The 23,669-nt window shown below is 59.3% G+C and carries 12 protein-coding genes and 13 pseudogenes; 11 read left to right on the forward strand and 14 right to left on the reverse strand.

All coding sequences use genetic code 11. The annotated features are described in order from the left end of the window. Positions 1-43 precede the first annotated feature (43 nt). Both IVB24_RS09680 and IVB24_RS09685 read left to right on the forward strand, forming a co-directional pair. Positions 44-550, forward strand: a complete 507-nt coding sequence (locus IVB24_RS09680) for an FCD domain-containing protein (protein ID WP_247772766.1) — start codon at positions 44-46, stop codon at positions 548-550. A gap of 602 nt (positions 551-1,152) precedes the next feature. After that, entirely contained in the window at positions 1,153-2,178 is a 1,026-nt protein-coding gene (locus IVB24_RS09685) for an NADP-dependent oxidoreductase (protein ID WP_247772767.1), read from the forward strand. Between the two features lie 452 nt (positions 2,179-2,630). On the opposite strand, the gene IVB24_RS09695 is transcribed toward IVB24_RS09685, so the two are convergent. Next, positions 2,631-2,783: an aldehyde dehydrogenase family protein gene (locus IVB24_RS09695; RefSeq protein WP_247772768.1), complete on the reverse strand. Its 153-nt coding sequence runs from the start codon at positions 2,781-2,783 to the stop codon at positions 2,631-2,633. A 337-nt stretch (positions 2,784-3,120) separates the two neighbouring features. Here IVB24_RS09695 and IVB24_RS09700 point away from each other — a divergent pair. The 3 genes and pseudogenes from IVB24_RS09700 to IVB24_RS09710 form a co-directional block, all read left to right on the forward strand. Beyond that, positions 3,121-3,324, forward strand: a pseudogene (locus tag IVB24_RS09700) (transposase); the annotation flags it as partial. A 187-nt stretch (positions 3,325-3,511) separates the two neighbouring features. Beyond that, positions 3,512-3,865: an IS66 family insertion sequence element accessory protein TnpB gene (gene tnpB / locus IVB24_RS09705; protein WP_247772769.1), complete on the forward strand. Its 354-nt coding sequence runs from the start codon at positions 3,512-3,514 to the stop codon at positions 3,863-3,865. 51 nt (positions 3,866-3,916) lie between these two features. After that, positions 3,917-4,978, forward strand: a pseudogene (locus IVB24_RS09710) (IS66 family transposase); the annotation flags it as partial. 56 nt (positions 4,979-5,034) lie between these two features. Here the strand turns inward: IVB24_RS09710 and IVB24_RS09715 are convergent. Beyond that, positions 5,035-6,635 (reverse strand): annotated as a pseudogene (locus IVB24_RS09715) (ISL3 family transposase). Between the two features lie 92 nt (positions 6,636-6,727). On the opposite strand from IVB24_RS09715, the pseudogene IVB24_RS09720 reads away from it, so the two are divergent. After that, positions 6,728-7,758: pseudogene (locus IVB24_RS09720) on the forward strand (IS110 family transposase). Positions 7,759-9,004: 1,246 nt separating this feature from the next. On the opposite strand, the gene IVB24_RS09725 reads toward IVB24_RS09720, so the two are convergent. Continuing rightward, complete coding sequence (locus IVB24_RS09725) at positions 9,005-9,874, reverse strand: TauD/TfdA family dioxygenase (protein ID WP_247772770.1); 870 nt, start codon at positions 9,872-9,874, stop codon at positions 9,005-9,007. A gap of 423 nt (positions 9,875-10,297) precedes the next feature. Here IVB24_RS09725 and IVB24_RS09730 point away from each other — a divergent pair. Beyond that, positions 10,298-10,546, forward strand: a pseudogene (locus tag IVB24_RS09730) (aldehyde dehydrogenase family protein); the annotation flags it as partial. Positions 10,547-11,810: 1,264 nt separating this feature from the next. On the opposite strand, the pseudogene IVB24_RS09735 reads toward IVB24_RS09730, so the two are convergent. From IVB24_RS09735 to IVB24_RS09760, 6 genes and pseudogenes are all read right to left on the reverse strand, one after another. Further along, a pseudogene (locus tag IVB24_RS09735) lies at positions 11,811-12,017 on the reverse strand (adenosylmethionine--8-amino-7-oxononanoate aminotransferase BioA); the annotation flags it as partial. Between the two features lie 265 nt (positions 12,018-12,282). Further along, the gene (gene istB / locus IVB24_RS09740; RefSeq protein WP_247772771.1) at positions 12,283-13,026 is read right to left on the reverse strand and encodes an IS21-like element helper ATPase IstB; all 744 of its coding nucleotides are present in this window, start codon (positions 13,024-13,026) and stop codon (positions 12,283-12,285) included. Positions 13,027-13,039: 13 nt separating this feature from the next. Beyond that, positions 13,040-14,575: pseudogene (istA, locus tag IVB24_RS09745) on the reverse strand (IS21 family transposase). Positions 14,576-14,765: 190 nt separating this feature from the next. Continuing rightward, positions 14,766-15,828: pseudogene (locus IVB24_RS09750) on the reverse strand (adenosylmethionine--8-amino-7-oxononanoate transaminase); the annotation flags it as partial. Then, positions 15,825-16,364, reverse strand: a complete 540-nt coding sequence (bioD, locus tag IVB24_RS09755) for a dethiobiotin synthase (RefSeq protein WP_247772772.1) — start codon at positions 16,362-16,364, stop codon at positions 15,825-15,827. The pseudogene IVB24_RS09750 and the gene bioD, both read right to left, overlap by 4 nt. Continuing rightward, positions 16,361-16,621 (reverse strand): annotated as a pseudogene (locus IVB24_RS09760) (8-amino-7-oxononanoate synthase); the annotation flags it as partial. The gene bioD and the pseudogene IVB24_RS09760, both read right to left, overlap by 4 nt. Before the next feature lie 129 nt (positions 16,622-16,750). Here IVB24_RS09760 and IVB24_RS09765 point away from each other — a divergent pair. Continuing rightward, positions 16,751-16,981 (forward strand): annotated as a pseudogene (locus IVB24_RS09765) (chorismate-binding protein); the annotation flags it as partial. After that, positions 16,978-17,533, forward strand: a pseudogene (locus IVB24_RS09770) (aminodeoxychorismate/anthranilate synthase component II); the annotation flags it as partial. The pseudogenes IVB24_RS09765 and IVB24_RS09770, both read left to right, overlap by 4 nt. On the opposite strand, the gene IVB24_RS09775 reads toward IVB24_RS09770, so the two are convergent. From IVB24_RS09775 to IVB24_RS09790, 4 genes and pseudogenes are all read right to left on the reverse strand, one after another. Continuing rightward, a complete protein-coding gene (locus tag IVB24_RS09775) occupies positions 17,436-18,338 on the reverse strand; it encodes an ABC transporter permease (protein WP_346771362.1) in 903 nt (300 codons plus the stop codon). The pseudogene IVB24_RS09770 and the gene IVB24_RS09775 overlap by 98 nt on opposite strands. Before the next feature lie 121 nt (positions 18,339-18,459). Then, a complete protein-coding gene (locus tag IVB24_RS09780) occupies positions 18,460-19,350 on the reverse strand; it encodes an ABC transporter permease (protein ID WP_247772773.1) in 891 nt (296 codons plus the stop codon). A 16-nt stretch (positions 19,351-19,366) separates the two neighbouring features. Next, positions 19,367-20,403 (reverse strand): annotated as a pseudogene (locus IVB24_RS09785) (ABC transporter ATP-binding protein). Between the two features lie 129 nt (positions 20,404-20,532). After that, a complete protein-coding gene (locus tag IVB24_RS09790) occupies positions 20,533-21,639 on the reverse strand; it encodes an ABC transporter substrate-binding protein (protein WP_247772774.1) in 1,107 nt (368 codons plus the stop codon). 234 nt (positions 21,640-21,873) lie between these two features. Here IVB24_RS09790 and IVB24_RS09795 point away from each other — a divergent pair. Next, positions 21,874-22,945, forward strand: a pseudogene (locus IVB24_RS09795) (IS630 family transposase). A gap of 78 nt (positions 22,946-23,023) precedes the next feature. Continuing rightward, positions 23,024-23,104 carry a hypothetical protein gene (locus tag IVB24_RS40185; RefSeq protein ID WP_346771377.1) on the forward strand — a complete coding sequence of 27 codons (81 nt, stop codon included), beginning with the start codon at positions 23,024-23,026 and terminating at the stop codon, positions 23,102-23,104. Here the strand turns inward: IVB24_RS40185 and IVB24_RS09800 are convergent. Next, positions 23,096-23,425, reverse strand: a complete 330-nt coding sequence (locus tag IVB24_RS09800; RefSeq protein ID WP_247772775.1) for a plasmid pRiA4b ORF-3 family protein — start codon at positions 23,423-23,425, stop codon at positions 23,096-23,098. The genes IVB24_RS40185 and IVB24_RS09800 overlap by 9 nt on opposite strands. Positions 23,426-23,669 lie beyond the last annotated feature (244 nt).

Genomic DNA, 23,669 nt, shown 5'->3' on the forward strand with positions numbered 1-23,669 from the left:
GTTGGCTTCCGAGCGGGGCCTTGTTCCACATCAGTCTCGCACCATGATGGTTCCGGTCTTGAGTGTGGCCCGGTTCAGGGAGATTCGCGACATTCGAATCGAGCTGGAGGGACGTGCCGCGGAAGCTGCGGCGAACAACATCTCATCGCACGATGTCGTCGCGTTGGGGAAGATGCAGGAGCAACTGATGCTCGCTAGACGGCAGCGCGATGTGCAGACCGTGCTCTCAATCAACGAAGAATTTCATTTCAGGATCTACAGATCATCAGATTTGCCTGTGGTTTGTGGTCTCATCGAAAGCCTGTGGGTTCAGATGGGTCCGCTTCTCACGTTAAACGATTTCAGCGAATCCGCAACCGCGAAGGACCATCCTCACCGATCGATATTGGCGAGCCTAGCGGAAAGAGATGGCGCAGGCGCGCGCCGTGCTCTCGCTAACGACATACTCTGGGCCAGCAGATACCTCGAGAAGGCTGTCGTCAGGCTGAATCAGCCCGCTGAAAACAAGTCGAAAAAGCGAAGTTCGACCTCAACCCTCGGGGCAAGCTGACGGCCAGTTGCGCGTGTCATCGGGGCGCTCATGATGTGCAGCAACAATTCGCACGTGCAGTTCAGTCTATTCCTTTGCGCCTTTTGCCTCACGCGCGGTAACCGAGCATCTCGCTGTAGCATTGCGCACCGAGTACCTGCTGATCGTTGCGCGAACCAGTTAACGGATGCGGGGCAGGCCACACGTGCACGTCAAATCCCGGAAAAACATCACAGCTTGCAAGACCTCGCGGGCCGCGCTCGATACCCTCAAGGCGAAGGGATTTGCGCCGGATTAACGCGCGATGGCATCGAATATCGCCTAAACTAATATCAACTCTCGTTATTATGAGTCAGGTGTTTTGTTGGGAATCCTTAATTGCCAACTTCGCTCGATCTGATCCGAGGACCAGTTTAGTCAAGCGTTGGGTTGTGAACCAACTCCTACGCGAGACGGAGAAGCCGGTTGCCCCGGCTGGTTAAATTCGACGGAGCTGGTTCAATGAAGGATGTGAAGCTCAACAAACCAGCGCCGTGTCCGACAAGCAGTGAGGAATTATGAGGAATCAATACTGGACCTTGTCAGAGCAGCCTCTGGCGGGCTGGCCACAGGAGAACACGTTCGTGCTGAAGCAGGGCGCGGTCCCTGTGCCCGCTTCGGGGCAGGCGCTGACCCGGACCATCTACGTGTCTCTCGATCCTTATCAAGTCTACTATCAGCGGGAGCGCACTGGTCCGGCCGGCGCGCCCTGCCATGCACGCACCGTCTCTCAGGTCATCGAGAGCCGCATGAACGGATTTGCCGCCGGCGACTTCGTCTTCAACACCAATGGCTGGTCCGAATATGCGCTCATGGGCGAGGGTGTCTGGCGGCCGGAGTACATGGTCCCGCGTAAGCTCGATCCGTCCCTGGGACGCATCTCGCACTCGGTCGGCGTGCTTGGCATGCTTGGGCTGACCGCTTACGCCGGCATGAACCTGATGGCCTCGCCTGAGCCAAGCGAGACCGTGGTGGTTTCGGCAGCTTCGGGCGGGGTCGGCCAGATCGCCGGGCAGCTCGCCAAGCAACGGGGCGCGCGGGTCATCGGGATCGCTGGCCGTGAGGCCAAAGGCAAGTTCGTGACCGAGGAATTGGGCTTCCACGTCTGCGTCTCCCACCTTTCGCCCACTCTGTCAGCCGATCTTGCCACCGTTTGCCAAGACGGCATTGACGTCTACTTCGAGAATGTCGGGGGCAAGGTGTTCGAGGCGGTACTTCCGCTGTTCAATCAGGACGCGCGAATGACCATCTGCGGCCTCATCGCACACTACGGCGATGAGGACGGAGGCACTGACAGGCGCGCAGCGCTGATGAAATCGGGCGAACCAATCTTCAAGGCGCGGGACGTCAGGGTCAGAAACCTCTCGGTCAGCGAATTCGCCGCACAGCACGATGAGATGTTGGCTTATGTCGCGCCCCTGGTGAATGCGGGTAAGATCAAGTACCGCGAGGATATCCGCCAGGGATTGGAGGCCATCCCAGCCGCTTTCGCCGAAATGCTGCGCGGCGATAGTTTCGGCAAGATGTTGGTGCAGGTGAGCCCCGACGCCACGCTTGGGGCGCGTGCGCCCCAAAAGACCTCCCAAGGCCCATTCCGGACACGACTCTGATTCGGCCAAGTCTTGCCGCCCTCGAGTGCTGTTGCGGCACGCTGTACTCCGGGCGCGCTCACAGGCGCGCGGAGGACATCCTTCGCCGCCCGAAAAAGCCACCCATCGTCGTCAGGACGAATTCGGCGCCGGCCCGAATACCCGTAAGCCCCGTCGTGATTGTCTTCAAGTTTGTAGAAGCGAATGCCTTTCCGCACCATGCATATGGTGGTCGCCGAGCAAACATGCTTTCCGGCCTTTCCCGCCGCCGAACGAATGACATGCTATGGGTACCGAAATCTGGCACATGGACGCCTATCATGCCGCCCTGAATTTGATGTGCGGATCGTCGGACATGAAGATCTATCGAAGACACGAATTTGCAACGGCACAGCGCTATTTACCGTCGACGGCGATGCGGCCCGGGAACGTGAGGCGCTCGAAAAGTGTGTCCCCGATGAAACAGCAATTTGTCAACCTTGACACCTGAAGTCGCGCGGATCGACCGCCAGCTCGGCCCACTGGGCCGCGCCCGCGTCGATATAGTCGCGAACCTCCTGGAGATGCTGTTTGGTGACCAAGGGACCCATCTCGGCTTCGGAATCGGTGCCGGGACCAATGTTCAACGCGCGCACCTCTGGAGCCAAGATTTCGATCAGCGTTCGGCAGTTGTCTCGGCGATCGGCCTGCTACTGAAATCGTCGAGCGGCGTTCGTCGGCCGAATCATAGGCGGCGTGCATGAGGGGCACCCACCGCCTGATCCATGTCGGCGTCCAGCATTTCTGGCCGCCGCCGAGCGCCTGGCAACGCTTGCCGTCGCGGTCTCGTAGATCTAGCGCGGAATTGGGTAGAGCGTAAGCGTAGCGCTGCGGCCCTTTAGATTGTCTGTGCGCGATCTTGGGAGCACCGTTAGAAGAGTCATCTTCTGCAAGGGTGCTCACAACGACGACCATTCGGACGACATAAGACGACCATTGACACAGCGTATCGAAGTGTACGCCGGCGCAGGCCGTAAGCAGTGGCCGGATGATCTGAAGGCCCGGATTGTCGCGGAAAGCCTTGAGCCGGGCGCGGTTGTAACAGATATCGCACGCCGGCATGGCTGCCGGCCACAGCAGGTGCATGACTGGCGGCGCCGGGCGCGTTTAGGTCAACTGGTGCTGCCAGCTGCGGCGGGTGCACTGTCGTTTGTGCCGTTGGTGTCGGAATCGTCGCCATCGGCGGCTGCCGCGCCCTCCGGATCCCCGGAAGCAGCCGATGTGACGGTTGAGCTCCAGGGCGAGTTGAGGTGCGAGGGACGCCTGGACTTGCCGTGCTGAGTGATGTGTTTGTTGCGTTGCGCCGGACACGTTCATGCTGACGCCTCCCGCTGGCCTCATGATTTACGTTGCGATCCGACCTGTAGACTTCAGGAAGTGCGCGGATGGTCTGGCGCTGTTGGCGAAGGAGACGCTGGGCCACGATCCGATGAAGGGCGTGGCGGTGGTCTTCCGTGCGAAGCGCGCTGACCGTGTGAAGATGGTGGTCTGGGATGGCAGCGGCCTTGTGCTGTACTGGAAGCGGCTCGATGGCAGCGGCTTCAAATGGCCGCCGGTTGTTGACGGCGTCATGCAAATGAACGCGGCGCAGCTGTCGGCGCTTCTGGCCGGCATGGATTGGACACGCATGCATGCGCCTCGAATCCCGCAGCCGAAAGCACTTGCGTAGGAAATAAAATCTTCGCTGCATCTGGGCGCGAAGCATGGCAGACTCGGGCCCATGAGTGATTTGCCTGATGAACTGCCGAGCGATCCAGCCGAGTTGCGTGCCTTTGCCGCGGCTCTGCTGGAGCGCTGCGCCAGACTCGAGCGGTTGCTCAAGCTTGCAAAAGACGCGCAGTTCGGTCGATCCTCGGAAAAGCTTGACGCTGATCAGCTCCAGCTTGTTCTGGAGGATATCGATCAGGCTGTCGCGGCTCTCGAAGCAGCCGAGGACCGCGCCAATCCCAAAACACGCGAGAAGAGAGCTGCCGAGCGCAGGGCCAATCGTGGCAAGCTGCCGGAGCATTTGCCGCGCATCGTCGAAACGCTGATGCCGGCTGCAACCTGCTGCCCGTCCTGCAAAGGCGATCTCGTTGAGATTGGCCGCGATGAGAGCCAGAGGCTGGACGTCGTACCGGCGCAGTATCGCGTCATCGTTACCCGCCGGCCCAAACTGGCTTGCCGCGCCTGCCCGGGCGTCGTTCTCCAGCACGCTGCTCCCGAGCGACTGATCAGGGGTGGATTGCCGACCGAGCGGCTCGTCGCGCATGTGATCGACGCCAAGTATCATTGGCATTTGCCGCTTTACCGCCAGGCGCAGATGCTGGCGACCCACGGAATTGCTATCGATCGTTCCACGCTCGCCTTCTGGGTCGGCTATGCTGCCCAGGAGCTGAAGCCCTTGTGGGGTCGTCTGCGCGAGGTTTTGCTCGCCTCCGCGAAGCTTTGTGTCGATGAGACCCCGGCGCCAGTGCTGGATCCGGGGCGCGGCAGGACCAAAACCGGCTACTTCTGGGCGCTCTCGCGCGATGACCGGCCTTGGGCCGGGCCTGATCCGCCTGGGATGGTCTATGCCTATGCGCCGGGCCGTGGGGCCATCCATGGCTTGAGGCTGCTCGAAGGCTATCGCGGCATCATCCACTGCGACGGCTATCAGGTTTACAAGACCATGACCCGAGAGACGCGTGCGGACGCGCTGTCCGGCACGCTCGCCTTCTGCTGGTCGCATCTACGGCGCCAGTTTGTGAAGATCGAGCGCGAGGCTTCGCCGGCGCCGGCTCCGGTTGCACGCGAGGCCCTCGTGTCATTCGGCCTGCAATATTGGCTCTGACGCATATTCGATGGTCGTGATTGTTTTTATGGCGCGCCAATCAGCCTTGCCTGAAGCAGATAGAGCTTAGCGCGCCCGTACATCTGCCGTTTGACCAGCTTGAGCTTAGTGATCTGCGCTTCCACTTGGCCATTGGACCATGGTTGCGTAATAGCGGCGTGCACCGCGCCCTTATCGTTGGCGATTCCATTCGCGAACGAGGCAATGAGGCTCCGCTTGGATTCTTCAATCCAAGGTTCGAGCTCGATCTCGGCCTTCCTTCGGATCATCGCGTGGAAGCGGCCAACGAGACCTTGGGCATCGGCCAGCATAGGAACGTTTTGTTCGATGACCGCAAGCGTGACGGTCTCCGCCCTGGTTAGGTGGTCGCGCTTCGTCGTCATCAGCTGCGCTATCGTCCTGGCGGCGGGGACCTTCTGCAATTGTTGATGGCTGATAGTCTCGGCACGCCGCCGTCGCGTCGTCCATTCCGCCACCACGCGCAGCGATCCCTTGAAGCCTTGTCCCTTCAAGCGGCGCCAGAGCTCGGCACCGTTGCGACAGCCGCCTGACCACTGCGTGTCCAGGAACGGCAGATGCCCGTCCAGGGTGCTTTGACGGGTGCGGAACATATCCGTACCGCCGCCGCGGCTAATTTGGCGAACCAGATTGCGACTATGTCCTGTGCGGCGGACGATCTCCTTGAGCGACACACCGTCGCTGGCCAGAGCCGTAATTACGGCATGGCTGTCCTGGCGCCGCAGATAGCCCTGATAGCGCAGCTTTTCCGCACAGGTCAGCAATTCCGGGGCGATCGTCGTCGCTCCGATTGCGGTTCGGATTCTGTTCATGGAGCGGCGCACCGCATCAAGGAAGGCCGCGCTCCCATTTTCCATCAGATGCCAGCGGTCGGCGACTTGGATGGCGTTCGGCAGCGCCTTGGCTGCTGCCTCGCCGTATCCACCACCGCGATCTCGCGACACAATGTTGATCGCTGGGTGCTTCGATAGCCACGCCCGAACGGTCGCAGTTTGCCGGTCGGGCAGCAGGGTAACGATCCGCCGGCGCTCCAAATCGCACACGATCGTCCCGTATCGATGGTTTCTCCGGAACGCCCAGTCATCGATGCCCACAACAAGCAATGGATCTGTCGGCATCGCCGCCGCCGGCGGACCACCCCTAGCAAGGTATCGTTGCTAACGGGCAGCATGAGCCGCTTGGCGAAGCTTGCCGCCGGCCGGCCGCCCAGCGCCACCCCCAAGTGATGGACGATGTATTCCAGCCGTGCCGTCCGGCGCCGTCGAAGCGGAACGATGTCTTCTCCAAACCGCTCTGAAAAGATCCGCCGGCGGCAATGCGGCACCTCACATGTGAAGCGCCGCGTGAGCAATCGGAGGCGCACCTTTCTGCCCGCTGATGGCAAATCGGCCACGTGCCGGATGTAACGGTTATGGATTCGGCGCGATGCTGTCGTGCACAAAGGGCACTGGGCCTCCGTAGCCTCTGACCGAACAGCCAGAATAACCGAATCCTCTGAATCACTTACGCCATCAAACACCAAACCACTCGGTACGAGCGATGAAATTCGAAAGCCTGTCGCATGGCGCCGATCCTGCGTTGAAGAACCACAGTCGCCGGCGAACTTCATCAGAAATGATGGTGTGGAACGGCCCTTCGAACCGGCATCAAAAGTGCCTAACGTGGTCGCGTAGAGAGGCGCCACAAAGGAAGGACCGTTCCATGGAGAAGATTATCACGGTGGGTTTGGATTTGGCCAAGTCGATCTTTCAAGTTCACGGCATCGCCGAAAACGGGAAAGTCTTGGTTCGTCGCACATTGCGGCGATCGCAGGTTCTGCCCTTCTTTCGGAGCCTTCCAGCTTGCGTGGTAGGTATGGAGGCCTGTGCGAGTGCCCATCACTGGGCACGCGAGATCGCGGCGCTGGGCCACGCTGTCCGCATGATGCCGCCACCCTACGTGAAGCCTTACGTCAAACGAAACAAGACCGACCTGGCGGATGCTGAACCCATTTGTGAGGCGGTCACCCGCCCGACAATGCGGTTCGTACCGGTGAAGACTGCCGAACAACAAGCGGCCAGCATGATTTTGCGACGCGAGAGCTGCTGATGAGGCAGCGCAGCCAGACTGCAAATGCCCTACGTGCTCATATGGCCGAATTGGGCATTATCGCCGGCACAGGCATGGCAAGCATCGCAAAACTCCTGGTGCTTCTCCGGGACGAAAAAGACAATAGGATCCCCGGCGCCGCCCGCTTTGCCCTGATCCTATTCGCTGAACAGATTGAGCTGCTTACAACCCGCATAGAGAAGCTCGACAGAGAGATTTTGGTTGCCGTCAGAAAGGACCCCGATGCAAGGCGTCTGATGAGCATTCCGGGCGTCGGTCCTCTCCTCGCCGCTACCGTTCGGACATCGGTTTTGGACGCTCGCAATTTTGCGACTGCACGAGATTTTGCGGCTTGGACGGGGCTCACACCGAGGGCACAGTCGAGCGGCGGAAAAGAAAGGCTCGGCGCGATATCAAAGCGTGGAAATCGGCAACTACGGACGCTCTTGATCGTTGGTGCGACCTCTATCATCAAGCTTGCTAAACGAGGCTTGAAAGTCCCACTCTGGATTCGGACCATGCTGCAAAGACGGCCGGTCAAGGTCGTATCGGTCGCACTCGCCAATAAGATTGCGCGCACGATCTGGGCCTTGCTGGTCAGAGGCGGCATCTATCAGGCGGCGGCCGCAATGCTGAAATCCTAATCTCAAGAGCTCTCCGGCGGAAGACGAAAGCTGCCGAGGAGGCAAGGTGCAAATCTGGATGAACCCCGAATGACGACATTCCCGGTAGCAATCAGACCGCCTGACTCACTGCGCTTCGAGCGCGAGAAATTGATTGGGCGATTGCTTCCGCGGATATGATCGTGGCCAGCGGCCAGGCGCCGCGTTCACAGGCCGAACATATGACCGCACCGTCATCCCTTGTTCAACCAGAGAAAGATCTTGCAGCCCGGGCCGTTCCACATATGAGTCAGAGCCCTTATTCCATGCCGAAACACATACGGCATCCGAATGTCTCCCCACTTCTCGAATACTTCCGGCAAAATGAGTATGGGCTACCCGATGTGTCCCCTCGTACGGCGTGGGTTCATTGGTGCGCCTTCACCGCTCGAGCCGTCGTGAAAATCCGATTGGACATGCGAGAGGCTACCTCCGGAAACTCAGCCAACTCAAGAGGCGGCGAAGGGCTCGATCAGGGTCCCTAAACCAACACGAATGCGAGCAGGCTCGAGCAAAGCAACGCGATGCCCGCAGCTGTCAGCTCCAGCAGGCACCTGAGACAAGATCACAATCGTACAGTGAAGTGCCCTCGAATGCCTGAAAGCGGCCGGCGCGAGCGTCAGTGAAGTGATCTGGAGATCATTACTCAAACTTGACGCATTGTTTCTGCTATCGTGAAGGAGCCTTTGCATTTTTTCCCCTCGGCTGCGGCCCAGTTCGCCGACTTGCGCCGTAAAGCCGGTATCGAGTGGCACCTGACGGGTGATTTCGCAGCCCTACTCATATCGATTTCAGCCGATGTGAGTCGCTTCACACGTCCATTGGGCTATTTAGGTACCTTTAGAAATGCGCGGTCTTCTGATCCTGCTGATGGTCTTTGCCATCATGTTGGCGGCGCGCGGCAAGCGCCAGAATGGTTTCGAGCCGCTCCCGACCGCCTCAATGCCCGCAGTGAACGTTCCGGAGCCAACGCGCTCGGCCCTCTCTGCCTAGAGAACATCTGGGGCGATCGGAATGAGAGCGCGCGAACGATGCCGGTTCGGCTGCTGCGGGGAACACCCCCGCGTGAAGCAAACACAGCATGCTCACACGTGCTCGTGGCTTGGGCCTCGAGCGGGCGGGAACAAGACCTGACTCCTTTTGAATACGCAGCGAGTGGTCTTAACACGAGAGTACGGCTTGCTCGCGGCATCCGAGAGCTAAGTCTGCGGTCCTAGGCAGGCCACGCTCATGCAGCCCTCGCTGCCTGAGGCTTTGGTGCGTTACCGCGCTGTCCGCTGCGGCGACACTTCGCGCGAGGCGACAGCTCGCGACTGCAGTTGTCGAGAGGTACTCCCCTCTGCTCGTCATCGATGGGATAGTGCTGGGCTGCGCGATTGTCCCATATCGCTAGGTCTCCGACTCTCCAGCTCCATCGAACCGCATTTTCCGGTGCAATGATATAGGACTGCAGCATATCAAAGAGCTTTCGGCCGGTATCTCTTTGCAATCCGACGAAGTGGCCTCCGAAGTTGGCGAGGGCAAGGACGCGCTCACCGGTCCCGGGATGGAGTCTAACCACCGGATGGTCCGAAACCGTCGTGTTTGCCCCGACGGCTTTCGAGTCCCCGGTTTCCGGAGAATCATCGTTATGAACAGCCCACAGCTCATCAGCGAGCTTACGCAGTGGTAGCGGAAGGTCGAGATATGCAGCTTGCATATTCGACCAGGCCGTCTCGCGACGGCCGGGCGCGATCGCCAGGGATCGCAGAACGGAGAGTCCTGGATCGACATGGGAGGTGATATTCGTAAACCAATGGTCATCTGAACCAATTTCGGTGATCGGCGACGGTGCGGGAGGCCGGCCGAGCGGAGACTGCTGGCCTAGCCTGGCGAGTACAGTCACCAGGCGCTCGTGCTGGACTTCATCAAGGTGCGTCTGATCACGGAAGAAGAGAACCTTATGGTCACGCACCAGTTGACGGATCGCGCAGAGAACGTCCTGCGGCGACTCGGCAGAAAGTCTGACGTTCACAATCTCGGCACCCAGCCGAGACGCGCACTTAACGATGTTTGCCCGTGAAATAAAGCTGTCAGCAATTCCAGCATTTCGCGTCATTCTATCCTCGCTGCTTTGATCCGGTGAACAGCACCTCCCACGCGCCGATCGCGTGAGTGAGATCGCTGACTTGGCGCGATCCTGCCCAGTCGAATACTGAGTGTTCTCTGCGAGCGATGCCGCCGCACTCGACTGCAGTACGATGACCTCGCTCTGACCTTGAAAAAGGTAAGACTGGTCTTCGCTCAGTCAATGAAACGAACTCGTCTTTGTTTCTGATAAGGTGCAATGTTTCGTTTGCGCACATCGCCGTTGCTGCAATATCTGTTTGGGACGCGGCGAACTGTGCATCTGTAGGCCTAATCCCAAAGCCCCAACCAGTAGGCGTTCATCTCTTCTGAACGGCAGCCCGCTGCCTTCGGAGACGATCTCCGCTTCAAAAAGACGATCGAGATCCTTTCAGCTCTGCGAATTCCCGCCATGGACGTCATCGCGATGTGCAACGCCTCACCGTTCGGCCTTGCCTCGTACTTCTATTCCCGCGACCTCGGCCGCGTCTGGCGCGTCGCCGAAGCACTTGAATCAGGCATGGTCGGCGTCAACACGGGCCTCATCACCACGGAAGTCGCGCCCTTCGGCGGCGTCAAGGAAAGCGGCCTCGGTCGCGAAGGTTCGCATCACGGCTTGGAAGAGTATGTCGAGATCAAATACGTGATAATGGCGGGGCTCTGAGCCCTGTGATCTAATGGCGGCGAGTCCGTGTCTCGCGATCGCCATATTTGGGTTTTGGCCGTAGTGTTGTCCTCTCGGCCGGCTGTAGTTCGAAAACGTTAGCTGCTGTCCGGGTGAACGGGTCGTATTGCCGGCCATGCCACGTACCAGCGTGCGTGGCGCTTTCCGGGAAGCTGCGTCTCCTCAGATTGCTGACACAAACATCATTTCTAACACTCAACACGTGAAAATGGGTTGAGGTTGTCAGGTCGGCCGTTGAGGACGTTGTGAGTTGCCGCGATTCGACCTACGGTTCAGGCGTACGTTCAAGTGGTCTCTCGATCCGCGCAGGCAGCGCCATCAGGCAAAACGGCAGCCAAGCCAGGAAGACAGGATAGAAGAAGAGGCCAGCAAGCACGCCTTCGGCTGCGGTCGTGGACGGGCGGTCGCGTGTTACGCTATCCGCAACGGGCCTATTCGGCCTAAAAGCATTGAAATCGATGATGGTCGCTGACATCTGTAGAACCTGGTGTTTCCGTGCCAATCTCTCGATAGCGGGACGGCATTAAGGCCGACTCGATCTGCTTGCGGCCACGTGATACCTTCCCGCGCGGCGCACGATTCAGCATCATCGTCTTTTGGACAGTCTCGCCAACGGCGTACCTCAACCAACATTTATGCGATCACTCTCCATCCGTGATCCTGCAGGCGAACGACGCACCACTATGACGCAGCTCGGGGCCAACGTACCATTCGAGCTCAGCTAGCTGCCGCGCCTAGAGGCGATCGACGCATTTTCTGGAGCAAAGAGCCTTTCGCCAATTGTAGTAGCGGACCAGCCCAAACTGTCCCCCGCAAATAGCGCAGCACCGAGCTGAGCCTTGGCGGGAATTATCGAAGCCATTGCGCATTCTCGCCTCCTGTAGACGTTATGCCTTCGGCACTTTCAACCTGTTAAATCGCCCCCGCTCTGCTCGCCGCGCGTGTTACTCGGGTGACGCAGAGCATCTAAGCGCACTGGGCCCGCATCACCTCTTGCCAGTGTGGCTCGAAGGCCATCGACAAGCTCCACCAGTCCGGGCAGGTTTTACCCTTAGTTAAGTCGCGATTGGTGCAATAAACGGCGCGGCCGCGAATAGATCCTGCGACGTTCATCCGATCTTCGATGGATTCATACCGATTGACGCGATGCGCGTATGTAAAGGCGCAGTTTCACCTCGCCGAGCAGAAGCCTCTGATTTTGGATGAGGATTCGCGTTCTTGGGGCTCAAATTGCAGCATTCCATCAGGCCAGCAAGTCGGCGGCTTCCCTGATGCCGGCGTAGATTTGGTCAAGATCTCCCGCTGTCGTACAATAAGGCGGCATCACATAAATCGTATTTGCAAGGGGGCGCAGCAGCAGATTGCGGTCGCTAAACAAGCGCTGAAGACTGGGACCAATGCTCGCGAGATAACCGCTATCAGCGGATTTCAGCTCGAGCGCTGTGACGGTCTGCGCATTCCAGGGATGGTGATCAGGCGTTCCAGACGATGGTGATCACGGATTCCAGATGATGGCGATCACTGGAGACGAACACGACTGACGAGTTTATTTGTGCTAGAAGCGGCCTCCTCGTCAAGGCTGGCGGAGTGGTTCGAAGATCGTTCTGGCGGTCCATGGGAGGGCCCCGTGCGCGGCGCGGAGTGCCCCCACGAGCGACGCAGCGGCGCGCGCGGGAGGGGCCTGTGGTCCGGCGGGACGATCGTGCGCGAGGTGCTCAGGGCTTTTTCTTTTCGCCGGCTTGACGCCGCAGACTGTCGCCCTTGAGCTCGATGCGATGAGCATTGTGAATGATGCGATCCAATATCGCATCGCCGAGGGTGGGGTCGGCAATGACATCATGCCATTGCGACACGGGCACCTGACTAGTGATCAACAACGATCCCTTGTCGTAACGATCATCGACGATCTGGAGCAGATCACGGCGCTGGTCGGCGGTGAGCGGTTCGGGTCCCCAGTCATCAAGGATGAGCAGGTTGACGCGCTCAAGGGCTGCGATCAGGCGCGCCAGACGGCCTTCGCCACGCGCCTGCGCGAGATCTGCGAACAGGCGGGGTGCCCGCTTGTAGAGGACGGAAAAGCCGTCGCGGCAGGCCTTGTTGCCGAGCGCACAGGCAAGCCAGGACTTGCCTGTGCCGGTTGGGCCGACGATGACCAGGTGATTGGCATCGCGGATCCACTGGCAGGTTCCGAGGTTCTGGAAGAGCGAGCGGTCGAGACCACGGGCGGTACGATAGTCGACGTTCTCGATGGTGGCGGCTTGACGGAGCTTGGCGCTGGTCAAGCGACGCGTGATGCGACGATTGTCGCGGGCGGTGACCTCGCGATCGACGAGGAGACCGAGCCAATCGGCGTTCGGCATCCCGGCTGCCTCGGGATTGTTCTGCAGTTCAGTGAGGCCATCGGCCATGGCGGCGAGGCCGAGGGCGCGCAAGCGATCGACGGTGGGGTGAACGAGCATGCTGATCTCCTGATCAATTGTAGTAACTGCGGCCGCGGATGTTGGCGTGGAAGAGAATGGGCGTTTCGTCGGTGGGCGGAGCGGTCCTGTCGGTGCCGTTCTTGAGGATGACGGCGACCGATTTGTACGAACGGGCGTTGAGTAGAAGGGCGCGGGCGCAGGCGGCATCGACGCGCTCCTGGCCATAGCGCTTGACTAGCCCGAGAATGCCGATGGCGGAGCGGAAGCCCTGTTCCGGGTGCGGTCGCGACCGCAGGATGACGTCGACCAGGGTGTCGACGTCGGGGCCTACCTTGGCGGCTTCGGAACGAATACGCTCATGGGTCCAGTCGCGATAACGACGATGCGAGCTCGGCATATGCTCGGCAATCGTCGTCGGGCGATGCTGCAAGGTGCTGCGTAGATGCGACGCCACCCGCTTGCCGCGCAGGAAATCTCGACGGTCTTTTGGGTGACGCGGGTCTCGACCTCTTGACGCACGAGGTTGTGAGGGACGCTGTAATAATGCTTGGCGATCTCGATGTGATAATCGAGGTTGACCCGGCAGCGCTTCCACTCGGCATACTGGTACGGTTCATCCGGCAAGGGAGTGAGCGCCGGACGATCGAGCTCTTCGAACAGGTCGCGCCGACTTCGTCCCCAACTCCGGAGAGGTCGGTCGTTCAGCTCGACCAGGAGCGCGTGGATCGCCTCGTTGAGGGCGGCGAGGGAGAAGAATCGGCGGTTGCGCAGACGCGCGAGAATCCATCGTCCGACGATTTGGACCCCGACTTCGACCTTGGCTTTGTCGCGTGGACGATACGGTCGCGCCGGGACGATGGCGGTGCGGTAATGGCGGGCGAGATCTGCATACGTCCGGTTGACCATCGGTTCGTGAAAGCAAGCCCGGGTGATGCCGGCCTTGAGATTGTCGCTCACCGTCTGCCGCGCCACGCCGCCGAAATAGGCAAAGGCCCGAGCGTGCGAGGCGATCCAGTCCGGCAAGCTCTGGCTGAAGCTGGCTTCGGCATAGGTGTAGTTCGAGGCGCCGAGCACGGCGACGAAGATCTGCGCGCTCCGCACCTCGCCGCTGAGCCCGTCAACCACCTCCATGGTATGGCCGGAATAGTCGACGAACAGCTTCTCGCCGGCGACATGGACCTGGCGCAGGGTCGGCTTGAGGCGGCCGGTCCACTCCTTGTAGCGTTCGCAGAACCACGCATAGCTGAAGCTGTCGGAGTTTGCGTCGCAATACTCCTCCCACAACAGCATCAGCGTGACGTTCGGGCGCCGCAGCTCGCGATGCACGAGCGCCCAGTCTGGATGCGGACGCTCGTCGCTGGGCCGATCAGAAGGCGGCGGAAACAGGCGGTTCGAGCTGGACGTCGTCGTCCAGCTCCGGCGGCAGCGGCCAGGTCAGACCGGCGCGGCGGGCTCGGTTGAGGTACTTGCTGACCGTGCCCTGGGCCAAGCCGAGGCTGCGGGCAACGGCGCGTTGCGACACGCCGACGCTGTAGTGTAGGCGTAGAACTTCATGGATGTGGCGCATGGACAGTCTCTCGGTCGGCATCTCGATCCTCTGCGGTTAGGCAAAAGACCAAGCTACCCGGGTTGCAGACTGTCAGCGGCGCGCGCCTCCTGCCCCGATCGCGATCGCTGGAAATAGCGATCACGATCCGCTGGAAACCGTGATCACGATGCTCTGGAATGGGTGATCACGATGGCCTGGAATCCGTGATCACGATCGGCTGGAACACGCAGACGGTCCCCGTCTGACGGACATTGTCAAATCGAGAGTCGGTACGAAGTGGCGCGATAGCGCGCTCCTGCAAGTTTGCAATCGACCTTACGCGTTCGCGCAGCTCTCCGTCCTTCCAGAGCTCAAGATTGGCCCTTGCAGCTGCGCATGTGATGGGATTGGCCGTATACGAACTCGAATGAAAAAATGTGCGCGCACGATCTCTCGATAGTGCGCTTTGAATATATCGGCCCGGCACAACGTCACCGCGAGTGGCAAAGCCCCGCCAGTCAGGCCTTTTGAATAGCAGGCAATATCAGGCGTAATGTTTGCCTGCTCGCAGGCGAATAGAGTGCCGGTGCGGCCCCACCCCGTCATCACCTCGTCGGCAACGAACAGGACGTCCAAGGACTCGCAGATTCGCTTCATCTCCTTGAGTACCCAGGCCGGGTACATCAGCATTCCGCCCGCTCCCAATATCAGCGGCTCAACTATGAAGCAGGCTGGGCGCTTGGTCCGACATACAGACGCGAGCACGTCGAGCGTCGTCTGCTCACGCCCCACTGCAGGAAATGGGATTACGCTCACATCGAACAGCAGGGGCTCGTACGCCGTGCTGAACACGCCACGGGCGCCGACCGACATCGCTCCTATGGCGTCGCCGTCTAGGAGTGTTGCATCACCGCAACATTCGTGCGACGTCTGCCGATATTGAGCCGATAGCCGAGCGCCATCTTCACCGCAACTTCCACGCTCGTGGAGCCGCTATCGGAGAAGAACACATAATCCAGTCCACTAGGTGTGAATTGTAGAATCTGCGCGGCGACATCCTCGGCCGGATCATGCGTATAGCCAGCGAAGATGACCTGATTGAGCTTGCCGGCCTGCTCCTGGATCGCGCGCACGATATGCGGATGGCAATGACCGTGAGTCACAATCCACCAGGACGAGATTGCATCGATGATACGGCGACCATCATCGGTATAGACATAGGCGCCCTCACCGCCAACAATTCTTGTCATCTCACCCTGAAGTGCGTGTTGGGTGAACGGATGCCAAATTGGCGAGCGCCTCCGTTGCATCATAAGGTCAGGAAATCATCGCGGAGAAAGGATTCCTTGAAAGCGAGCTCGAGGCTCTCGGACGTCAGGGGAGAAAGCTTCTGGCGCCTTCGAAGCGCCTCGAGCGAGAGCAGTGAATGATTGATCGTGCCTGACCGAGTGCTTGCGCACAGAACGACGGGAACCTGCCATTGCTCAAAAGCATCATCAATGTAAAGTCTGCCGTAGTTCAGCGGGACCATCACGCCACCGGCGCCCTCAATCACGAGCGGCCGCTCGTTCTTCTCCGGTAGCTTGAGCAAATCGACATCGATCCGAATGCCTTCCATCTCCGCCGAATGATGAGGGGAGGCGGGCGTTTGAAGTCGATAGAGCTCCGGAAGGATCCGATCCGCGTCCAGACAGCCCAGTCGCTCGACGAGCTGGGCGTCGGTCTCACCTTCCAGGCCGGCCTGAACGGGCTTCCAATAGTTCACCCCAAGAAGATTGGCGAGCCCGGCTGAGAAGACCGTCTTCCCGATGCTGGTATCCGTGCCTACCACAACGATCTGCCGGCTCATCGCGCTTCACCTGTTGTCTCCTCGAACAAAGCATCGAGCATTGCACGCACGTCATCCTCCGCTACGTTGTTTGTCAGTGATATTCGCAGGCGAGCGGTGCCCTCCGGCACGGCAGCGGGCCGAATTCCTCGGATATCGAAACCGCGCGATTGAAGTCTCGATGCCAGCCGCATCGTGCACGCGTTGTCGCCAACGAGGTGGGGTATAATTTGTGACGACGAGCGACTTCGCCACCCCCGCAGACGCATTTCCCTGTGACGACCAAGTCGCTGCGCTGCGGCAGCGTGAATCCCGATGATCTGTTCTTCCGTAAACCGCTTGCGCTTCATGCTCTGGTCCTCGGCTTGGGCCAGAACGAACTTCAAACTGGATTATGCCCGAGGGGCAAGGTCACACGAGAAGTCTATTGCGGCTCGATTGGCTTCATTGGCTTCAGCGGGCACATGGACACGAACATTGCAATCCGCACCGTCACGCTCAGCGATGATCTGGCGGTATTTCACGCAGGCAGCGGCATAACGGCGATGTCAGACCCCGGGGCCGAATACGACGAGACGATCGCCAAGGCGCAACGCATCTTCCATGCATTTGAGGATGACAGTCATGGTGCATCGTGATCCTTATTATCGATAACTACGACTCTTTCGTTTTCAATATTGCCCGCTACTTCCACAAGCTTGGCGAATCAACCGAGGTAATCCGAAGCGACGCCATCGGCATCAGCGATCTTGCTGACCTCAAGCCAAGCGCCGTTGTCATATCGGCGGCCCATGCACTCCAACGGAGGCCGGAATATCGACTGCCGTCGTCCGGGAGCTCTCAGGTTTCGTTCCAATTCTCGGGATTTGCCTCGGACATCAGTGTATCGCGAGTGTTTTCGGCGCAAGTGTGGGACGTGCACGCCGTCCAATGCACGGCCGATCCTCATCCATCGCGCATGGCGGTCGAGGATTGTTCGATGGAGTCCCCTCTCCACTTCGCGTCGGCCGCTACCATTCCCTCATTGTCAAACTCGAGACGGTTCGTGCGCGCCTGATCTTGCGGTGACGGCGCGCTCCGAAGAGGACGAGATCATGGCTCTCGCCCATCGAGAGCAACCGACCTACGGCGTGCAGTTTCATCCCGAATCAATACTGACCCAAGACGGCCATCTATTACTGGCGAACTTCTTTGCGGCTTGGATCCAGGCCAAAACCATCGAGAATGCGTCCCAGCTGCTCCGCTCACGCTTCCGGCTCGGGAACCGCGCCATGAGCGCTCGGCTTTGGCCGCCAACCCGTGACGTAGATGGCGATTAGCCAAAGTACGGGCAACAATATGAGCAGCGATGCCACCGCGGCGATCGTCGGATCGATTTGGTTTCGCATGTTCTCCCACATCTTCAAAGAACCCACTTACCAGGGACGTCTTCACCACCTCGTCGAATGAATGGATGAAGGCGAACAAGGCACCCCCGATCACGCCCGGCCGTATAAGCGGCAACGTTATCCGCCTGAAGGTTTGCAGCGGCCCAGCCCGCATGCTTTGCCCTGCTTGCTCCAGCCGTCGGTCGAAATTTGCCAGCGTCGCCGAGACGATCACCACGACATAGGCGCACGCGCCGATGCTGTGGGTCAGAATGATACCGGTTTGCGTGCCGATCAGCCCCAAATTGAGCAGTCCGAGATAGGCTGCAATGCCAACAACGATGCTTGGAAATGTAATTGGTGCCAGGATCACCGTAGTAAGGAAGCTCCGCAACCGCGAAGAGCTACGGTTGAGGCCATAAGCCGCAAGCGTCCCGACAACCGTCGAGAGGACAGCGACCACAATCGCGATTTGGGTGCTGGTCCAGGCCGCCTCGGTCCAGGATGGATCGCCGAAGAAGGACCGGTACCATTTCAGCGAAATGCGCGAGGGTGGGAATTCCAGGAATGTGCCGTCGCTGAAGGACATAATAACGACCACGACGCTAGGAAACAGCAGGTAGGACATGACCAGTCCAACAAACACACGCCCACGATTGCCCACCAAGGGCTCTCGCCGCGCGCCTGGTAGAGCCTGGCCGTCCAGCGCTTCGCACGATAAGGACACGCCAACTCTTCGAGATAGAATGTCAGGGAGCCGAATGATGGAAGTCTGCGGCTCCAGGCCACTCGACCGAACAACCGGGTTGCGGAGACTCGCGTCGCAGAAAGATCGAGGCCAACAATTGAGAGCACGACCGCGGCGATGCCCAGGAGAATGAAAGCCGAGGTCGCAGTGGATGCCATGTTGAAGGAGCTTGCGACCTGCGCGGCAATGAAATTCGACAGCATGGCGTCACGTAACCCCCCAGGGCCGCTGGTGTGATGTAGAAGCCGAGGCAGAGGACGAAGACGAGCAATGAACCGCTGCGAACACCCGGTAGGCTCATTGGAAAGAAGACACGCCAGAAGGCGGCAAGGGGGGTGGCTCCCATACTGCGAGCGGCTACCATCAGCGACTTGTCTATGCCAATCATCACGCTGACCAGCGGCAAAACCATTACGGGCAGCATGATATGCACTATCCCAACATAGACGGCCATGCGACTGTAGATGAGCTGCAATGGGCTGGAGATCAGGTGCAAATCAAGCAGCAGGTTGTTGATGAGGCCGCGGTCCCCGAGGATCACAATCCACGCATAAGTGCGCACCAACAGACTGGTCAGATACGGAATGACGACGAATATGAGGAGCACGGTGTGCAGGCCCTTCGAGACGGCAGTGATCAGATAAGCCGTGGGATAACCGATGATGATGCAGATGGTGGTGGCCACCATGCTCACTTCAATCGTCTGGAAGAGCACGCGGACATTCGCCGGCTGACGAAGAAATGCCTGGTAATTGACCAGCGAGAAGTCAGGCGCGTTGAGGCTGGTCAAGAAGAGTAGAAAGATGGGTATGCCGAACACAACAAGCAAGATTGCGAAGGCTGGCACCGTCAGGCCGATAGGCATTCGGCCTTGACGTTTAAGCCGTTCCATGGGCTGCTCCCCCCCGTTATTTTGCGACGAAACGCACGTCGGATCGCAACCAGTGGAGCTGGACTTCATCCCCGGGCCTGAAGACATCCTGGCCCGCTGCAACATGCTCGCGGACGACGAGCGCGCTACTGCCGACACGTACCCGGTATTTGCGTAAAGCTCCCGCATAGACCATGTCGGCCACCGTGCCGGTCACGAACTGGCGCAGCGCGGCATCAGCGCAATTCAATTATGCAACAGCGGTGAGACGGACACGTTCAGGCCGGATCATAGGGATCGTGCCCGCTGGCCGTGCTCCAGCGGTTTCAATCTTGAAACAAGCGTCTTCAAGGCAATTGGATTCGCCGAGAAAATTGGCGACAAAGCGGGTCGCCGGACAATCGTAGAGCGCCTCGGGCGTATCAGTCTGCTCGATTTGGCCATCGCGCATAACGACGATGCGATCCGACATCGTGAGCGCCTCCTCCTGATCGTGGGTGACGCAGACGGTGGTAATTCCAAATTCCTTGTGTAGGTTCTTGATTTCGCCCTGCATTTGCTCGCGCAGATTGCGATCGAGCGCACCGAGCGGCTCGTCAAGCAGCAGGATCGGCGGGTCGGCAATGACCGCGCGGGCAAGTGCCACGCGTTGCTGCTGACCGCCACTCAACTGCGACGGCATGCGGTCACCAAAATCGCTGAGGTGGACGCGTTCAAGGATACGGTCAACTCTCGCTCTCCGCTCGGCTGCCTTGATACCGCGCATCTCGAGCGGAAACTCGAGATTCCGGCGAACCGTGAGATGCGGAAACAGGGCGTAGCTCTGGAACACAATGCCCTGATCGCGACGGTAAGAGGGGCTGCCACGACCGATTTCCCGCAGATCGTGATATTTCCCTTGGTGGGCGCTTCGAAGCCGGCGAGAAGCATCAGAGTTGTCGTCTTGCCCGAACCGCTGGGGCCTAGAATGGTCAGGAATTCGCCACGATAAACGATCAGAGACACATCCCTCAGCGCGGCGATGGGACCATAGGTCTTTGTGATACTGCTGAATTCGATCTGCGCCGGGATCAATTGTTGCTCCGCTGATATGGACCGGGATATTGGAGTGTGCGCGAACTCGGAAACTCAACTATCCGATAGATAGATCCTTGAGGTACATGGCTGGAGCACTCTGATCGTTCGCATCATGGGCGGCATGTATCAGAGCAGAACCCATTCGTTCCAGCGTTGACGCAGGCGCTCGGCGTTTGAGAGGCCGCCCGCACCAATCTCGCTGTACCAGCTCGTCTTAAGAGGAACGCTGGTTGCCAAATAATCGGGATAGCTGGAGAGTTTGCGGGCCACATTCTCCGGAATCGTTTTGAACGCGTTTCGGTTGGTCGGGCCGTAGGACATCCGCTGGGCAAAGGCCGCCTGTCGGTCCGCGCGAGTGGCGAATTCGATGAACTTCTGCGCGTTTGCCGCATTAGGGCTCCCCTTCGGGATCGTCCAGTAGTCCCATATCAGTTTGGAATTCTTTCGATTGATCTCAAGTGGCGCCCCCTGGTCCATCAACAGCGTGACGCGACCATCAAAGGCATTGACGAGGTCAGCGGTCTTGTCGTGCATGATCTGCTGGATCTCGGATCCAACCGTCCACCATTTGCGGACGTGCGGCTTTATCTTGTCCAGGCTGGCAAAGACGCGGTCGATGTCCATCGGGTAGAGCGCGTCAGCAGGAACACCGTCGGCCAACAGGGCTTCCTCCCAGGGTCCCTCAGAGCCGCGTTGGCCTGACTGGAGCACGCGGACACCAGGGAACGCCTTGACGTCCCAGAACTCCGCCCAGGAAGCTGGCCGCGGCCGATCTGCCGGAAATTTTTGGGTATTGTAGACCATCACATTCGCGTAGATGAGCGCTCCAACGCCGAATGGGTCATTAGCAAAGTCTACGATCCCTTCGAGTTCTTCTTTCTTGTAGATGGAATAGTCGATCTCTTCGAGATAGCCTTTCCCACTCGCGACACGCGTTGAATTTGCGCTGAGGTCCATGACATCGACGGTAACGTTTTTTGTGGTGACCATCAGCTCAACTTGCGTCAGTGTGGAATCATCGGTGATCGAGGTCACCTTGATTCCTGTTTCGGCCTGGAATGGCTTCACATAGGCCTCGATGTTGGCCTTGCCCCAATCACCCCCGCCGACAGCGACCCGCAGTTCGTCGGTGGGCCGTGCAAAGGCGCGACCAAGGGTGGAATTCAGTGCACCAAGTGCGAGAGCCGACGAACTCGCCTGCATGAGCCGTCTGCGGTTTACCAAAGGGGCCATTCCCTGCGCTCCGCCTCGAGATTGAATCCGTCTGGAATTCTGCATTTTTGGTTTTCGAAGTACAGTAGCGGCCCGCAGAGATGAATTTCTTCGAAGTCTGGCTTTTTAGCGCAGCAATTGTGCGCGTTGCGGCGTAAGTTTAGTTGTTTCGTGCGCTATGCGCTAGTGGACGTTGTCTAACAAAAGAGTCCCTTTTGGGATTCCCTTTAGGTGGCGCGCGTGCGAGTCTTGCGCATGCGCACCGGGATTTCAATCAAGATCACACGACCAGATCGCCGTAGGCTCGAAGCGATCACCAAGGACCGTAACGCGTCGCAGAAGCACGTTTGGCGAGCGGACATTGTGCTTCTGAGCGCCGACCGCGTCGGCACCAACGAGATCATGCGCCGGACCGGCACATCCAAGACCTGCGTTTGGCGCTGGCAGCAACGCTTCATGGAACAAGGCGTCGATGGTCTCCTGCGAGACAAGACGCGCCCCTCGCGTATCCCTGGGCTCGGCCCGGAGGTGGCCGAGCGTGTGGTCGCGCTCACATTAGCCGACCCGCCGACCGAGACGACCCATTGGACAGCCGACCTGATGGCGCGGGCGAGCGGCATCAGTGCCACCGCGGTCCGTCGCATCTGGAAGGCGCACGGGCTCCAGCCTCATCGGTGTCGACAATTCAAGCTCTCGAACGATCCGAACTTCATCGCCAAACTGCGTGACGTCGTCGGGCTCTATGTCGACCCGCCAGCCCACGCGATCGTGCTGTCGGTTGACGAGAAGAGCCAGATTCAGGCCCTCGATCGCACCCAGCCGGGCCTGCCGCTGAAGAAGGGGCGGCTCGGAACCATGACACACGATTACAAACGGCACGGCACCACGACGCTGTTTGCCGCACTCAACGTCCTCGACGGCACGGTCATCGGCCGCAACATGCAGCGCCATCGTCACCAGGAACTCATTCGATTTCTAAACGCCATCGAGGCGGAGGTTCCGGCCGGTAAGATCATCCACGTCATTCTCGACAACTATGCCGCCCACAAGCATCCAAACGTTCGCGCCTGGCTCGATCGCCACCCGCGTTTCGTCTTCCACTTCACACCAACCTCATGCTCCTGGCTCAACGCCGTCGAAGGCTTTTTCGCCAAGCTCAGCCGGCGTCGATTGAAGCGCGGTGTCTTCCACTCCGTCGTCGATCTCCAGGCCGCCATCAACCGCTTCCTGGCTCGCAGACCCAAAGCCCTTCACATGGACGGCCAATCCAGACAAAATCATCGCAGCCGTCAAAAGAGGGCACCAAGTGTTAGATTCGATCCACTAGGTGGCAGACTGCTCTGCTTCTGTTATCCCCGCGAAAAGGCTCAACCAAGCCTGCCTGCCCTGCGGCGTCTTCAACCTCGTGCACGGCGACAAAGGAAGCAGTCGAGACGCGCTTCACACACATGCTGATGTTGCGGCCGTGAGTTTCGCTCTACCGTAAGCGTCGCTCTGAGGCCCATTTGATTGGTGCTTGACGTCTATTTTGTACGCGTGGTGCGCCGGCGCCGCTTCCATATTTCCGACAATGCGTTGACGGCGGCCTCGAGCGCCTTCCGGTCGATAACGTTGGGATCGAACTGTTCGGGCCCCAGAGGCGCTTATTTTCATGTTCTGGATGAGTGGGGTCGCCGATGGCGTCGAGGTATTCGGCATAGCCCGGCGCACCGCCGACGTCCTCTGGAGGACAACGACCGGCGGCCTCGAGCAAGAGGGGAAGTCCCTCTATCGTCGTGTTGTCGAACCATTTTTCGAGTTTGATCACATGGTCCCAGCTGTCGCCGAAGTCGTAGAGATAATGGATCGTCTTGGCCCCTGTCTCTTGAACGATATCGGAGTGTCAATCGGCCCTTTAATTGCGGTTTGTTGTCAAGCTCTTCCTCTCTCCAGTGACACGCCGGTAGCGATTGCTCCGTCGGAGCTGGTCAGGTTGCGGAGACGGAGCGATCGCGGATGGCGAGACGATTGCCTAGCGGGCTTGGCAATCGACGTCGTTGGCGGCTTCGTCG

This window comes from Bradyrhizobium sp. 192 (assembly GCF_023100965.1).
Taxonomy (GTDB): Bacteria; Pseudomonadota; Alphaproteobacteria; order Rhizobiales; family Xanthobacteraceae; genus Bradyrhizobium; species Bradyrhizobium symbiodeficiens.